Origin of the sequence: Amycolatopsis sulphurea (genome assembly GCF_002564045.1) — a bacterium.
GTDB classification, from domain to species: domain Bacteria; phylum Actinomycetota; class Actinomycetes; order Mycobacteriales; family Pseudonocardiaceae; genus Amycolatopsis; species Amycolatopsis sulphurea.
Map to the genome: position 1 here is coordinate 806,913 of NZ_PDJK01000002.1, position 15,053 is coordinate 821,965.

The window sequence follows — 15,053 nt, forward strand, 5'->3', positions numbered from 1 at the left end:
CCCTACGCGTGGCCGTCGTGGGAATCAGCAGCACGACGGCCACGCAACACGACATAGACCGCGAACGAAACCACGAAACCCGCGTAATAAGCCAGATCCGCGCCATGCAGGGCGGCAGCCACCGGTCCTGTGTAGACAGTCGTGTGCATGAACGGCACCGCGGCGGTGAACCCGGCGCCGAACGCGACCAGCGCGGCCCAGCCGCGGACCGGACGGTTCAGCTCGGCCGGCACCTCGACGCGGCGGCCACCCCGGGTGCGCCGCCGCCAGTCCGGTACCACCACGCCCAGGAACGGCGGGATCCAGTAGCTCACGAACAGCAGCACGTTCTCGAACTTCGCGGACAGATCGCCGCTGTGCATCCAGAGGATCAGGGCGAACGCCAGCACCGTCACCACCACCGCGGACACCGGACGGCGCAGCCGCACCCCGACCGTCTGCAGAGCGAGAGAGCCGCTGTAGTCGTTCATCGCATTGGACGACACCGTGGCCAGCGCGATCACCAGCAGCGCCAGATCACCCGGCAGCCCGCCGCCGGCCAGCCCGGCCACCCCGGCGGCGGTCTGGTCGCCCAACGCGGCGCCGAGCGCGAGCCCGATGCCCTCGCCGAGCAGGTACGAAGCGACGAGGCCGAGCAGCGTGAACCAGAAGACCCCGGCGGGCCGGGTCGACGAAGGCAGGTAACGGCTGAAGTCGGCCGCGTAGGGTGCCCAGGAGATCGCCAGGCTGAGCGTGATCGTCGAGAACAGCACGACCCCGCCCGCGAGGTCGCCGCCCGTCGCGGAATCGGTGAACGTGATCGGGTGATCCAGCACCACTTTCACGGCCAGCGCGACGAAAGCGGCCACGAGCACCACGCTCATCACCGCCTGGACCCGGTGGATCACGGCGTAGCCGAACACCCCGAGCAGGCACTGCAGCACCAGCACGATCACCATCGCGGCCCAGAACGGCAGCCCGGTGAGTTCGGCCAGCGCCTCCCCGCCGAACAACCCGACCAGCGCGTCCCACGCGATCGAGCCGAGCCACTGCACCAGCCCGGGCAGCACCACACCCCGGCCGAACGGCAACCGCGCGAGCGGCAGCTGCCCGGTACCGGTGTGCGGCCCCCAGGTGGACAGCCAGGCGACCGGCAGCGAGCCAAGCAGGGTGCCGATCACCGCGACGACGAACCCGGTGGTGAAACCGAGCCCGAGGCTGCCCCCGAGCGTCCCGGTGAACACCGCGGTCATGGTGAGGTTCGGCGCGAACCACACCCCGGCGAGCCGCCACGGCCTGCCGAACCGGTTCGCCTCCGGCACCGGCGCGATCCCCCGCGCCTCGATCGCGAGATCCCCGGTTCCCGACGGCATCCGTCCCCCGAAGACGTCCGCGTCGATCCCGCTCATCGCATTGCCCCTTACTCCCGGCTGTCCGGCGAGTGTCGTCCGCGGGTGGGCGCTGCGCCAGGCCCGTGTGGCCTTCCCGACTCCGCCGACCGGCCCCGAGACGAGTCCCAGCCCGTGCCACGCCAGCCGGGTGGAGACCGCACGTACCCTTGCGGCTCAGGAGGTTCGCCGTGTCCACACCGGACGTCCGGCGTCCCTTTCGGGCGGTTCAACGGCCGGGATGGCGGCGTGCGCGAGTGCGCCCGGACAGCAACCGGCCCCTTCCCAGACAGGAACCAGGAAAGGGGCCGGAGTTCAGACGAGCAGCAGGAACGGGAGACCGCTCGGCGAGCCGAGGCCGGTCACGTCGTCATAGCCGTTCGTCGTGTGGATCGTCAGGTTCGGGTAGTCCAGCACCCGCGCCGACGTGAGCAGGCCCGCGGAGGCGTCCACCCCGTTGACGAAGTCCACCCGCTGCACCGCGCCGTCCACGTGCTGCACGTCGTTGATCGCCGACGTGCGTGAGGTCAGCTGGTAGAGCACCGGGTTGATGAACCCGTGGTGGACGTGGTCGAGGCTGTCGGCCACCGCCATCACCCCGGCGAACACCGGCGACGCGAGGCTGGTGCCGCCGATCCGGTACTGGTCGTAGTACGCGCCGTCCGGGAAGGTCTGGGTCTGGCCCACCAGGAACCCCGTGTTCGGGTCGGCGATCGCGGAGATGTCCGGGACCACGCGGCCCTTCGCGCCACCGGTCTGGTTCTTTGTGGACAGTGCGTCCGGCACGATGCCCTTCTGGTAGAAGGGCTGGCCGAACAGCTTGCTGGTGCCACCGCCCGCGCCACCGTTGAAGGCGCCGGGGAAGCCCGGGGTGTAGACGCCCTTGGTGAGCGTGGACTTGCCGGTCTCCCAGCCGGTTTCGAACAGCCGCCGGCCGTCCTTGCCGACCGCGAGCGAGGTGCCGCCGACCGCGGTCACCCACGGCGCGGAGGCGGAGAAGTCGGGCGAGGGCGAGCCCAGCCGGGCGACCTCATCGCCGTTGTCGCCGGAGGAGAAGTACACGCCGATGCCTTCGAGCACGGCCTGCAGTGAGATCTGGTTGAACGCCTTCACCTCGTCCGCCGGGATGTCCTCGCCGGTGTCACCGTAGGAGTTCGAGATGATGTCCGCCTTGTGCCCGGCGACCACGTAGTTCAGCGCGGTGTCCAGGGACAGGTCCTGGCAGTCCGCGCCGCCGACGTAGAGGATGTGCGCTCCGGGCGCGAGCCCGTGCGCGGCCTCGACGTCCAGCGTCTCCTCGCCGTACCAGCCGGAGGCGTCGCACTGGTCCGGCGCTTCCTGGCCCGGAGTCGGCGGGAAGATGTGCTGCTTGAACTGCGCCTTGGTCAGCGGGTGCGCCGGGTCGTTGCGCCGGGCGTACTCGGACGCGTCGGCGTAGATGGTCGGCGAGGCGAACGCGTCGACGATCGCGATCGTGGTGCCCTTGCCGTCCGCGCCGAGCCTCGCCGCCTGGTCCAGACCATAGGCCGAGCGCAGCTGCGCGGGCATGTATCCGCACGGCGCGTAGGGCAGCTGCTTGCCTTGGTAGGCCGGGTCCGTGGTGTCGGTCTTCTCGCCGTAGTACGCGCTGCACGGGCCGGAGTTGCGGAACCCCTTCGACGGCGGCGCGGTGGACGGGCCAGCCGCTTGCTGGGTGACCGCCGCGTCGGGATTGGTCAAGCCGTCGGTGTGATCGGGCTTGAACAGCCTGGTGGCCTGGTCCACGCCGATCACGCCGAGCACCGCGCCGGACAGCGAGGCGGGCACGGACAGGTTCTTGTCCGCGGCCCGAAGCGTCTGCCCCTTCACCGAATACTTGCCGAGCTTGACCGCGAACGCGCGCTGCACCTGGTCGGCGGAGCCCGATGCGGTCACGTAAGCCCGGTTGTCCGGCACCACACCGAGGTGGAATCCGGCGCTGGAGAGCCAATTCCGCACCGCGGAGACCGTCTGGTCCGACGCGGCGAACCTGTCGCGCACCTGGTCCGGGCTGAGATACCGGCGGAAAGCCGGACTGTGCGGATCGGACACGGCCTGCGCCGCGGATTCCGCGCCGGACTGGTCGCGCAGATTCAGGTAGACCCGGAAGTCCACAGTGGACGACGGTGGGGTGTCGGCGACCTTGGCCGCCGGATCGGCCCACTGCGGGTGCGATTGCGGAATGTCCGCCCGGCCCTGGGCCGAGGCCATCGCGGGCGTCGCGGTCAGGGCACCCGCCACCGCGAGCGACAGGAACACGATGAGACTTCTTCGCACGGCCAACTCCCCTCGTGAAGTGCGGCCGGGCTCCCCCGGTCGCCCGCCCGAGACTAGGTCGGCACCCGGCCCCACGGACCACGTCTCCTCCTCCGGTGCGGAACCGTTATCTGTCCCGGCGTGATTTCCGCACCGGGAATCCTATTCATCCGAAATTTCCTGGGGGAATTGTGGGGATCTCGGCGATAAATACGGATTCCAACTTCAGTCGGATGGCCCAGACCACCCGGGGGCAAGGCAATGTTGGTCGAGGACCCGTGATCAGCAGAGAGCCGTGGCGGCCGCGTCATCATCGACGGCGCCTGCCCTCTTCGTCGATTGCGCCCGGCAGCGGGCGATGCGGAGGTGTTCGAGATACGCGACCACCTCGTGGTGTGCGCCAGCCCTGTCTCGGGTCTGTGAAGGGGCCCTTCACAGACTCAGAGTCTGTGAAGGGCCCCTTCACAGACCTCCACGGACCTTCACAGACCTCCGCCGTCTGCGCATGGCCCCTCACACCGACTTTGCCGATACCCTGCCCAGACGACCCCCTCACCCCACCCGAACGATCACCGCGTTCACTCATTCCGGTGACGACGACAGCGGGGGATATGCCGACGAGAACCGGGCCGGTCGCCGCAACGGCGACGTGGCGAACCGAGGGGGGTCCGCCGGACGTGCGGGGGGCGAATCCGGGATTCCGGCCGGTTCCGGGGCGACGATCACTCCGTGATCCGACACGGAATACTGGCGATTCTGCTGGGCATGACGGCCGTGGTGCCGCACTCCGCCGGGGACAGCTGGCCGGTCGATTTGTCCACGGTGGACGGTGACGATTTCGGCGTTTCCTATGCAGGCGCACTGAGAGCGGACGGCGAGGCGGGGGAAAGACCGGGGGTGCAGGTGAGCACCGAACATCGGCTCTCCTCCCCCGCGGACCGGGTGCGCGCCCGGGTCGACGCGGACCGGCCCGCCGGGGTCGAGGTGGACGTGCGCGGGCGGATCGGCGAAGGCTGGACGGAATGGCTGCCGGCCGGAGAGCTGTTCCCACAAGCGGTACAGGTGGTGCAGGCCCGGATCTCGGTGTCCGGCCCGGCTGCGGTCCGCGCGGTCACGCTGTCCGCCGATCGGGTCGCTCGGGTGGAGTCCCCGCCCGGCGCGGCCGCGCTGGGTTACCGGATCTTCGCGACCAGAGAGGGGCTCGTCGGCGGCACCACGTCGAACGGGCACAAGATCGTCGAGCGTGACCACTTCGTCTCGTTCCCTTCGACGAAGTCGGTGTCGCCCAAGGGAACCGGGAACTACACCGCCCGGGTCTGCCTGACCGACGGCACTCGCTGCGAGTACGCGCCGGTGTGGGAGGTCGGACCATGGAACACGCACGACGACTACTGGAACCCGGCGGGCTCCCGCGCGCAGTTCCCGGAGCTGCCCCAAGGCGTGCCGGAGGCGCAGGCGGCCTACAACGACGGATTCAACGGCGGCAAGGACTCCCGCGGCCGCACGGTGCGCAACCCGGCCGGGGTCGACCTGGCCGACGGCACCTTCTGGGACGGGCTCGGGCTCACCGGCAACAGCTATGTCGACATAACCTACCTGTGGACCGGCGCCGCGACCGCGACCGGAATCGTGAGTACCACGGGCGCCCCGCTGAACCTCCGCCCGAACCCCGCCACGTCCGCGGCGGCGATCGGCTACGCGGCGAACTACGCGCAAATACCGATCGAGTGCTCCGTCTCCGGTCAGTCCGTCTCCGGCACGTACGGCACCAGCGCGGTCTGGGATCGGATCGGCCCCGGGCATTATCTGGCCGAGGCATATGTCCGCATCACCGGCGTGGTGCCATCATGTGACGGGCTTGCCCGGGACCAGACGGGCGGGTGAGCAACCGGTCAGCAGTGCTCCTGCGTGCGGCAAGCCCTCGGCACTCCAGCAAGCGGTCAGCAGCACCCCAGCGAGCGGCAGACCCTCGGGTCAGCAGTGCTCCAGCGCGCGGCAAGCCCTCGACACTCCAGCAAGCGGTCAGCAGCACCCCAGCGAGCGGCAGACCCTCGGGTCAGCAGTGCTCCAGCGCGCGGCAAGCCCTCCACGCTCAGCAAGCGATCAGCAGCACCCCAGCGCGCAGCAGACCCCCGGCGCTCCAGCAAGCGGCAGGCCGTCGGCGCTCCTGCTTGCGCACGAAGACACGACGCCGGCGGTGCTCGACTTCACCATGTTCGCCCACACGCTGGCCCGCGCGACCCTCACAGCCGTTTACGAGAACAAGGGCTGAGCGCACCTCGCTGCGGCCTCCGGCTGTGAAGGGTCCCTTCACGGTCTCAGCGTCCAGGGTCCCGGCAAAGTTGGGTCGAGGCCCCGTGATCAGCAGAGAGTGCCCTGGCTGCCGCGTCATCATCGACGACACCTGCCCTCTTCGTCGATCACGCCCGGCAGCAGGCGAACCGGAGGTGTTCGAGACACGCGACCACCTCGCACTGTGCGCCAGACCTGTCCCGAAGTCGGTGTGAGGGGCCCTTCACAGACTCAGAGTCCGTGAAGGGCCCCTTCACGGACCTTCACGAACCTCCGCGGTCTGCGCAGGGCCCCTCACACCGACTTTGCTGACACCCTGGACTCTGATTCCGTGAAGGGGCCCTTCACAGACTTCAGCGCGGCTTCAGCAGGTAGTCCACGACCGGGCGCAGAATCTGCAGCCTCCGATGGAGACCCAGCCCGTGCCCCTGGCGGGGCGCGGCGGCGGTCGCTGTGGCCACCAGCGACCGTTCGGCCCCGAGCATTCCCCGCATCACAAACCTTGCCTTCACCTCGGGGGTTGTCCCAGTCGGCGCTGGTGCGGACAGGTAAGCGGGCCAAGCCGGAGCGCCCCTTCCGGCCAAGCCGGAAGGGGCACCCGCGGTCAGTGGTGGTGCACAACGGCGTGGCCCAGGCCGCGGCCGATCATCCACCTGTTCACCGGCACCGTGAGCACGAAGGCGACGGCTAGGGAGATCGCCAGCGAGAGCCAGAACAGCCCGCTGGCGAGCCCCGCGTCCATCGCCCCCGGGATGGCCACGACGACGGTGTTGTCGACGACCTCCATCACCGCGATGGACACCGTGTCCGCGGCGAGCGCGACCTTGAAGGCGGCCGAGACACCGAGGCCGGTCTTGAGCACCCCGCGCATGGTGAGCGCGTAACCGAAGACGAACGCGAGCGCGATCGAGAGCACCACCGTGGCCGCGTTGTGCAGCCCGAACGCGGTGCCGAGGACCATGCCCAGCACTTCGCCGATCGCACAGCCGGTGAGGCAGTGCAGCGTCGCTTGGACAGCGGTGGCCCAGGATGCGCCGTGGCGAGTTTCGTTCATCGGCTCACCATACCCCCTCGGGGTATATAGATCAGCCCTGCAGGCCGCGCATCGTGGTGATTTCCGCCTCCTGGGCGTCGGCGATCCGCCGTGCCATCGCCTTCGCCCCGGCGTCCTGGCCCTGCGCCAGCTCGGTCCGGGCCATCTCGACCGCGCCGGTGTGGTGCTCGATCATCAGGCGGAGCCACTCACGGTCGTAGGCGGCGTCCTTCAGCCGATCGAGACCGCCGGTGTCGACCATTCCGGGCATGGCACCCTGCCCCATGGAACCGTGGTCCATCGGTTCCGCGCCCCAGTCCCGGAGCCACTGGGCGAGCTGGTCGATTTCCGGCTGCTGGGCCTGCTCGATCCGCTGCGCCAGCTCGCGGACCTTCGGATTCCCGGTGTGCCGCGGAACGCCCGAGGACATTTCCACCGCCTGCCGGTGATGCGGGATCATGCCCTGGGCGAACGTGACGTCGGCGGCGTTGTGGCTTTCCTGCGCACCGCTCGAACACGAGACGAGCACGGCGGCGAATGCGGGAAGCACAAAGCCCGCGAAGATTGTGCGATTCATCGAATTTCCTTCACTGAGTAGTGCGAATGATTCGGAAATGGACGGATTCCCCGTTCCGATCAGATCCGCAGTACGCAGTGGGCGGCGAGCACTTCCCGACCGGCTCGCCACGGCGGGGCGCGAGCACCCGATCGCCCGCGGCCCGTTCCCGACGGCTGCGCCGCCGCTTCCCCGCCTCGGCGCACGAGGAACAGGGCCAGCAGCAGGCCGGCCGCCCCGAGCAGCACAGCCACGCACAGGTGCAGCATCGAATACACGCCGACGGGATCAGCGCCGACCCCGTATGACATCTCGTGACCGGACGACTCGTGGCCGGACGACATCACGTGCCCGGTCATCGTGACGTCCGCATGGCCGGCCCCGCCCGCAGCCCCGTGCGGCGCCGGGAGGTGGTGCATGGCCAGCACTCCGAGCACCAGCACCACGAACGCCAGCCGCCGGATCAGCGGTGACTGGCGCGACGGGGTGCCCACCGGCTGACTGTAGCGCGATACCCCGTATGGGTACATGACAGGCGCCCACCAGAGCTGCCCCGGCCGGGTGATTGAACTCGCTTTCGTAACCCTTTGCGCACACCCGGTTGACCACCGTGAGCGGCGGCCCTTACCTTCAGCTGCCGGAAACAGGGACCCGAGGAACGGTGGGAATGCGAGGGCGGACGAAAACGCTCGTGTGCGGCGCGGCCGCCCTGCTGGGCGTAATGGTGGCTCTCGGCGGCTGTTCGGGAGATCCGGCCTCGGGCAGGACCCGGGTGGTGTTCGTGCCGAAAGTCGGCGGAATCGCCTACTTCGACGCGATGAACGCAGGCGGCATGCAGGCCGCCCGCGAGTACGACCTGGAGTGGTCCACCCGCGCGCCCGCCACGGTGGCCCCGGCCGCGCAGATCGCGATCCTGCGGGACCTGATCAACGAGCATGTCGATGCCATCGCCGTCGCGCCCAATGACCCGGCCTCGCTCGCCCCGGTCATCGCGGACGCCCGCGCGGAGGGCATCCACGTCCTCACCACCGACACCGACGCGCCCACGTCCAAGCGCGAGGTGTTCGTCAACCAGGCGACGCCCCAGGGCATCGGCACCGCCATGGTCGACGCGCTGATGGCCAAGACCGGCGAGGCAGGCGAGTTCGCCATCGTCTCGTGTGGGCCGAGCGCGGCGAACCTCAACAACTGGATCGACCACGAGACCGCGTACGCCGCACAACGCTATCCGAAGGCTCGCCTGGTCGAGACTGTGTACGCCGGCGAGGACGTCACTACCGCTACGAAGCTGGCGAAGCAGATCCTCGACCGGCATCCACACCTGACCGGAATGATCGGCCAGTGCACCACGTCCGCTCCGGCCGTTGCACAGGCCGTACGTGATCAGCAGAAGATCGGCCGCGTGTACACCGTCAGCACGGGTACGCCGCAGATGATGAAGCCGTACCTGCTCGACGGTTCGTGTTCCAAGACGGTGCTGTGGAACGTCGAGTCGCTCGGCTACCTCACCGCCTGGACCGCGAAGCGGCTCACCGACGGAACAGAGCTACGGCCCAGCAACGACGTGAGCCCGGAGCTGCCCGGCGTGAAGTACGACGCGCGCGATCACACGATCCTGCTCGGCGATCCCCTGCTGATCACTCAGGACAACGTGGACCAGTACAAGTACTGACCCGGCTTCAGCGCACGTCGACGGTCACTGTCGCCGTCTTGGTGCGCGCGGGCAGCTTCGTCGTGTCGACCCGCAGGTACTCGCCGTCGTCCTGTTTGCCGTTCGGCAGGGTCTTGGCGTGCAGCGTGTACGGAGCCGCCGCGTTGGCCACGCCGTCGATGCCGAAGTCGTTGTCGTTGCTGATCACCAGCGTACGTCCGCCGTCGGTGGTGGCGACACCCTCCACCTTGTCATGGCCGAAGAAGCCGCCGCTCGGATCCAGCTCGGTCACCAGTGCGCCGAGGTCGAGGGACAGCTTCTTCGCAGACGGCTTCACGCCCACCTTTGCGAGGTCCTTCATTGCTTCGTCCGTGGTGTCCTTACCCACGTACGCCTCAATGCTCTTCCCACCGTCGACGGACATCCCCTTCACGTCGGTCGCGCCGCGCAGGTCGATCTCGTACAGCTTCTTGTACGCACCCGGCTGGACCTTGCCGTCACGCTCGTCCACCAGGAACCGCGTCGGCGACAGCGCCGTGATCTCACTGACCGCGGTACCGGTGTCGGCCGGGTTGTCGAGCAGGTACAGATACTCGTGCGTGGCACGGGTTTTCAGGTCCACGGTGACGATCCGGAGCGTGGTCACGTTGCCGGGCTTCTTCGTGAGATCCGGCTGCTGCAGGGCCGACTGCATGATGCCGACCAGCGTACGGCCGTCCGGGGTGATGGTCAGCCCTTCCATTCCCTTGTTCGGCACGCGGTTCTTCAGCTCCGCGGGCAGCGAACCGTCGTAGGGCGAGAGCCGCTCGATCGCCCGGCCGTCCGCGCGGAAGTGCGTGATGAACGGGCCGTACTCGTCGGAAACCCAGAACGTTCCGTCCTGCAGCGCGACCAGCCCTTCCGGGTCGTAGCCGTTCGGCGAGGCGGGCAGCGGCTTGCCGTCGAGGTCGACGATCTTCTCCCCGGTGCTCGCGACGGTGTTGACCTGCCCGTTGTAGGGCGAGCCGTCCGCGGCGCGCAGCGGGATCCGCTTCTCCAGCACCGCTTTGCCGTTGACGAGCCGGAATTTGCCGATGGCCGGGTCGAACGACGGGATCGGTTCGACCTTGCCGCCGTCCGGCGCGTCCACGTTCGGGCCACGGTCGGTGAGGCCGTAGACCTCGTCGCGGGAACCCGGCACCGAGGTGACCGCGGAACCGTAGGCGCCGCCGGCGATCGGCACACCGCCAATCGTCGCCAGCGGCGGCAGCGCGGTCGGGTAGAGGCTGACCGCGTCGGACACCGTGTACGTGAACGAATCCCGCCCGGTGAACCCGGCGGCCGGGGTGTAGTGGAACGAGCCGTCGGCGCCGACAGTCACCGTGCCGTGCGCGGCCGCAGTGTGCCGGACCACTGCGCCGGCACCGTGCGTACGCAGCAGGTCGCCCTGCAGCACCTGCCCGGACCGCACCCGGTAGGCGGCATCGTGGGTGTGCGGCCCGGAAGGCCCTCCGCCGTGCGCCTCGGCCGTCCCGCCGGCCGCCAAGGGCAGCACCAGGATCCCGGCGGCCACGCCGATTCTCACGCGCTTCATCCGTTTACTCCTCCTCCGGCACCGTCCGGCGCCGGAGGAAGTCTTGATGCCCGAGTTGGACAACGGCCGTCTTCAAGACGACACCCGCGTTAACGAGCACGGCGTATCCGCGCGGCCACCGCCCCGGAACCGACCACGAGCAGGATCACGGCCAGCCCCCAGCGGCGCTGTTTCTGGATCCGCTTGCGCTTGGCCAAAGCCTTGTTCTGCACCTTCTTGGGGATCGGCTTCGCCTTGCCCGAAGGCGGCTGGTGCGGCGGTGAAACGGCAAGCGACGCCGACGGTGGCTCCGGTGCCGGCGACGGGGGTACCGGCGACGGCAGGGGTTGTAACGGTGGCGGGGCGGCCAGCACAGGCGGAACGGCCGGGGCTTCCGGCGCTTCCCCCTCTTCCGGCGGGCTTGGCGGCGGTGCCGGGGCCGGGGAGGCGGGTGGGGTCGCTGGGGTGGAAGGGATCGGTGTCGTCGGCGGGACGAGCGTATGTGGCGGAGTGGGTGTCGGGGTCGGCGTGGGGGACAGGGTAGGTGTGCTCGGCGGCGTCGGCGTAGGTGCCGGGGTAGGCGTAGGTGCGGGCGTAGGTGCGGGCGTCGGGGTAGGTGTGGGCGTCGGCGTGGGGGCCGGAGTAGGTGTGGGCGTGGGAGTAGGTGTGGGCCTGGGAGTTGGTGTGGGCGTCGGAGTCGGGGTAGGCGGCGCGGACGGCGTGAGGCAGCCCGCCCCGTCCGAACTCATCAGCGCCGGTCCGGTGCTGACCTCCACCGGCTGCCCGCCGGGCGGCAGCCGGTAGGTCACGCTGCGGTGGCCGATCCGGTTCGCGGTCGCGTACAGCTCGTTGTCCGGCCCGAACACCACCGAGCCGTACGCCGAGGCCGCCGGGAACCGCGCGCCGGGCACCGGGCGTACCTGCCCGGTCGCCGGATTCACGGTGACCACCGTCGCGAGACCCGGGTAGGGAACCGAGACGCCGTACAGCAATCCGTCGGACGGGTTGTACGCCAGATCGTCCACTCCGGACGCCAGCAGCCACGGGTGCAGCAGCCGGGGCGGAGCGGCCGTGAGGTAGCCGGGGCTGCCCGGGTCGACGTCCACTGTGTACAGACTGGTCTCCCTCAGCACGTACCACGAGTTCCCGGACATCGCCCCGGCGACCGCACCGGTGACCCAGCTCCAGGTGCCGTGGTGCCCGTCGCGGCCCACCGGGCCGAGGTCGCGCACCCGCCCTTCGTCGTCGACCAGCACCGCGTGCGAGCCGTCCCGGAACGGGCCTTCGGCCACCCCGTAGGTCACCTCCTGCCGGGCGTGATAAGCGATCGCGTTGAGTTCGTGGCGGCTGGTGCCCAGCGGCTGCCGGGCGCCCGAGGGCAGGGTCAGCCGCACGATCGAAGAGGAGTGCCCGTCCGTGCTCTCCACCTGCAGCACCGGGCAGCTCGCGGGCGCCGCGGCAGCGCTGCGCCCGGGCGGGCCGAGCAGCCCGGTGGCCACGAGCAGCCCCGAGACGGCGGCCGAGACGGCCACCACGCTGAGGTACCGGCGCACGGCTCAGCCGAGCCGGGTGACCGCGGCGGTGAACGCGTCCGGGTGCACGCTCGATCCGCCGGAGAACGGGTTCTGCAGCTGCAGGATCGCGTACAGCAGCAACGCGATGGTGCCGGCCAGGGTGGACACGATCACCAGGTGCGCGGCCATCCGCGTGCCGCCGAACAGGTTGGGCAGCAACATGAAGATGATGCCGCCGAGGATCAGCGCGAACCACATCACCGCGCCCACGCCCTGTTCCTCGGCACCGTTGAGCCGGTCCTGCCGGGACTGGTAGGTCTGCCAGAGCTGGTCGGTCGCCTCGTTCTTGCGGTCGGTCTCCCAGTCGTCGGAGGCGGACGCGGCGGCGACCACGCGGCGCATCTGGTCGAGCTGGGACCAGCCGGTGGCCGGGATCGGACTGTCGGCGGCCAGCTGCGGCCATTCCTGCTGTGCCACGGTGTTCACGTACGCGGTGGCGAGCGCGCGCACCTGCTCGCCGGTGTCGCCCGGCAGCGCCTCGGCGGCCCAGGTGGCCGCGACGAGGCTGTCCGCCTCGGTGTAGGAGTCTTCCCGCGCGCTCGACACCCCGTCGAACAGCGAGATCAGCACGAAGGCGACCAGTACCGCGTACAGCCCGCCGACAATGGTGAACACCTGACCGGCCGCGTCATTGTTGTCGCGCCGTCCTTCGTCCCAGCCGAAGCGCCGAACCAGGTAACCGATCACCGCGGCCACCACGGCCGCGCCGATCACCCAGAACACACCGGTCAGGTAGACGTTCATCCGTGTCCTTTCGATGAACCAGGGGAGAAATCGATCCGCGAGCCCGTGTTCCACGGCCGCGGCGGACGTGACGCTAGCCAGCCGATTGCCGACCGGACAACAGGCGGAGCGACGATTCAGCCGGGTGGCCGCGCGGGCCCCGCCGCGGTTCGCCGGTTTGGAGCAGTGCGACCCGCCGGAACCTACTGAAACCGTTACCCTCTAGCGAAAATCGCTCGTTTTCCAGCCACCGGAGAACCGGGGCGGGTTACGCCCGCCGACACACGGTGACCCGGACGGGCGGCCCGGCCATCGGCGGGCGCGGCGGATGTCCGGTAATCAGGCCCCGGCGGGCCGGCATCCGGCCCCGGCACCCGATCGTGTGATTGTCGGGCCCGGCCGTCTTGCTATGTTGATTCGCGGCGCCGCTGCCGTATCGCATTCCGCGAACCTCGACCTATCAATTTATCGACAGCAAATTCAGGTCCGCGCGCCGGACAATTCGACGTTAGGTGGTTTTCCCTGTGACCGTCACGGACCCCGTAGACACCGCTGGTTCCGGAAATGCCCAGAATGCCGAACAACCGCAGCTGAGTCTCGGCCGGGCCGCGGCCCGCACCATCGCGACCACGACCAAGTCCGTTCCGCAGATGCAGGGGATCTCCTCGCGCTGGCTGCTGCGGGCGCTGCCCTGGGTCGAAGTCTCCGGCGGTGCGTACCGGGTCAACCGCCGGCTCAGCTACTCCGTCGGCGACGGCCGGGTCACCTTCGTCACCACCGGCGATCAGGTCCGGGTGATCCCGCCGGAGCTGGGCGAGCTGGCCCCGCTGCGCGGGTACGAGGACGAGGAGGTGCTGGGCGAGCTGGCCGGCCGGTTCGTGCAGCACGAGTACCAGCCGGGCGACGCGCTGGTCGAGTTCGGGCACCAGGCCGACCAGGTCTACCTGATCGCGCACGGCAAGATCAGCAAGGCCGGCCCCGGTGCCTACGGGGACCACACCGTGCTCGGCACCCTCGCCGACGGCGACTACTTCGGCGAGGGCGTGCTGACCAGCGCGGACGGCATCTGGGAGTACACCGCGCGGGCGATCACCGCGTGCACCGTGCTCGCCCTGCCGCGCAGCGAGCTCCAGGGTGTGCTGGACCGGTCCGAGACGTTGCGCGCGCACCTGGAGAGCCACGTCGCCAACGGCGAACTCGACTCCAACGACCACGGTGAAGCGGCCATCGACGTCGCCTCCGGCCACGACGGCGAACCGCAGCTGCCGGGCACGTTCGTGGACTACGACGCCTCACCGCGCGAGTACGAGCTGAGCGTGGCGCAGACCGTGCTGCGCGTGCACAGCCGGGTCGCGGACCTCTACAACCAGCCGATGAACCAGATCGAGCAGCAGCTGCGGCTCACCATCGAGGCGCTGCGCGAGCGCCAGGAGCACGAGCTGGTCAACAACACCGACTTCGGCCTGCTGCACAACGCCGACTTCGCGCAGCGGGTGTCCACCCGCGCCGGCGCGCCCGGCCCGGACGACTTCGACGAGCTGCTTTCGCTGGTGTGGAAGGACCCCGGGTTCTTCCTGGCACACCCGAAGACGATCGCCGCGTTCGGCCGCGAGTGCAACCACCGCGGCGTGTACCCGGACTCGGTGGACCTCGGCGGGCACCAGGTGCCGGCCTGGCGGGGCGTGCCGATCCTGCCGTGCAACAAGATCCCGATCACCGGGACCCGGACCAGCTCGGTCCTGCTGATGCGGACCGGGGAACAGGACCAGGGCGTGGTCGGGCTGCACCAGACCGGGCTGCCCGACGAGTACCAGCCGGGCCTGAACGTGCGGTTCATGGGGATCAGCGAGCAGGCGATCATGTCCTACCTGGTGAGCGCGTACTACTCGGCCGCGGTGCTGGTGCCGGACGCGCTGGCGGTGCTGGAGAACGCCGAGATCGGCCGCGTGGACTGACATGCCCGGACCGGCCACTCCCCCGCGCCCGCCGGAGGCGGCACCGCCGAAGCCCCCGGTTCTGTCCCCTTCGGTG

General features: G+C 69.7%; 12 protein-coding genes. 3 read left to right on the forward strand and 9 right to left on the reverse strand.

From position 1 onward, the window contains the following. Positions 1-2: 2 nt before the first annotated feature. Entirely contained in the window at positions 3-1,388 is a 1,386-nt protein-coding gene (locus tag ATK36_RS09730) for a purine-cytosine permease family protein (protein ID WP_098510962.1), read from the reverse strand. A gap of 294 nt (positions 1,389-1,682) precedes the next feature. Then, the gene (locus ATK36_RS09735) at positions 1,683-3,662 is read right to left on the reverse strand and encodes a S53 family peptidase (protein WP_098510963.1); all 1,980 of its coding nucleotides are present in this window, start codon (positions 3,660-3,662) and stop codon (positions 1,683-1,685) included. A gap of 708 nt (positions 3,663-4,370) precedes the next feature. On the opposite strand from ATK36_RS09735, the gene ATK36_RS09740 reads away from it, so the two are divergent. Continuing rightward, a complete protein-coding gene (locus ATK36_RS09740; RefSeq protein ID WP_245914558.1) occupies positions 4,371-5,525 on the forward strand; it encodes a hypothetical protein in 1,155 nt (384 codons plus the stop codon). A gap of 761 nt (positions 5,526-6,286) precedes the next feature. On the opposite strand, the gene ATK36_RS32125 is transcribed toward ATK36_RS09740, so the two are convergent. The 4 genes from ATK36_RS32125 to ATK36_RS09760 form a co-directional block, all read right to left on the reverse strand. Then, positions 6,287-6,427: a hypothetical protein gene (locus tag ATK36_RS32125; RefSeq protein ID WP_170069676.1), complete on the reverse strand. Its 141-nt coding sequence runs from the start codon at positions 6,425-6,427 to the stop codon at positions 6,287-6,289. A 110-nt stretch (positions 6,428-6,537) separates the two neighbouring features. Next, entirely contained in the window at positions 6,538-6,987 is a 450-nt protein-coding gene (locus tag ATK36_RS09750) for a DUF4396 domain-containing protein (protein WP_098510965.1), read from the reverse strand. 31 nt (positions 6,988-7,018) lie between these two features. Next, positions 7,019-7,543, reverse strand: a complete 525-nt coding sequence (locus ATK36_RS09755; RefSeq protein ID WP_098510966.1) for a DUF305 domain-containing protein — start codon at positions 7,541-7,543, stop codon at positions 7,019-7,021. Positions 7,544-7,602: 59 nt separating this feature from the next. After that, on the reverse strand, positions 7,603-8,016 hold the full coding sequence (locus tag ATK36_RS09760) for a DUF6153 family protein (protein WP_098510967.1): 414 nt from the start codon (positions 8,014-8,016) through the stop codon (positions 7,603-7,605). 173 nt (positions 8,017-8,189) lie between these two features. Between ATK36_RS09760 and ATK36_RS09765 the strand changes: the two genes are divergently transcribed. Continuing rightward, a complete protein-coding gene (locus ATK36_RS09765) occupies positions 8,190-9,194 on the forward strand; it encodes an autoinducer 2 ABC transporter substrate-binding protein (RefSeq protein WP_098510968.1) in 1,005 nt (334 codons plus the stop codon). A 7-nt stretch (positions 9,195-9,201) separates the two neighbouring features. Here ATK36_RS09765 and ATK36_RS09770 read toward each other — a convergent pair whose 3' ends face one another. The 3 genes from ATK36_RS09770 to ATK36_RS09785 all read right to left on the reverse strand — a co-directional run bounded on the left by ATK36_RS09770 (position 9,202) and on the right by ATK36_RS09785 (position 13,043). Further along, on the reverse strand, positions 9,202-10,746 hold the full coding sequence (locus tag ATK36_RS09770) for an esterase-like activity of phytase family protein (protein ID WP_098510969.1): 1,545 nt from the start codon (positions 10,744-10,746) through the stop codon (positions 9,202-9,204). A gap of 89 nt (positions 10,747-10,835) precedes the next feature. Continuing rightward, the gene (locus ATK36_RS31380) at positions 10,836-12,257 is read right to left on the reverse strand and encodes a DUF6923 family protein (RefSeq protein WP_245914559.1); all 1,422 of its coding nucleotides are present in this window, start codon (positions 12,255-12,257) and stop codon (positions 10,836-10,838) included. A gap of 24 nt (positions 12,258-12,281) precedes the next feature. Beyond that, the gene (locus ATK36_RS09785; RefSeq protein ID WP_098510971.1) at positions 12,282-13,043 is read right to left on the reverse strand and encodes a bestrophin-like domain; all 762 of its coding nucleotides are present in this window, start codon (positions 13,041-13,043) and stop codon (positions 12,282-12,284) included. A gap of 503 nt (positions 13,044-13,546) precedes the next feature. Between ATK36_RS09785 and ATK36_RS09790 the strand changes: the two genes are divergently transcribed. Then, positions 13,547-14,977, forward strand: a complete 1,431-nt coding sequence (locus ATK36_RS09790) for a family 2B encapsulin nanocompartment shell protein (RefSeq protein ID WP_170069677.1) — start codon at positions 13,547-13,549, stop codon at positions 14,975-14,977. The last annotated feature ends 76 nt before the right edge of the window (positions 14,978-15,053 follow it).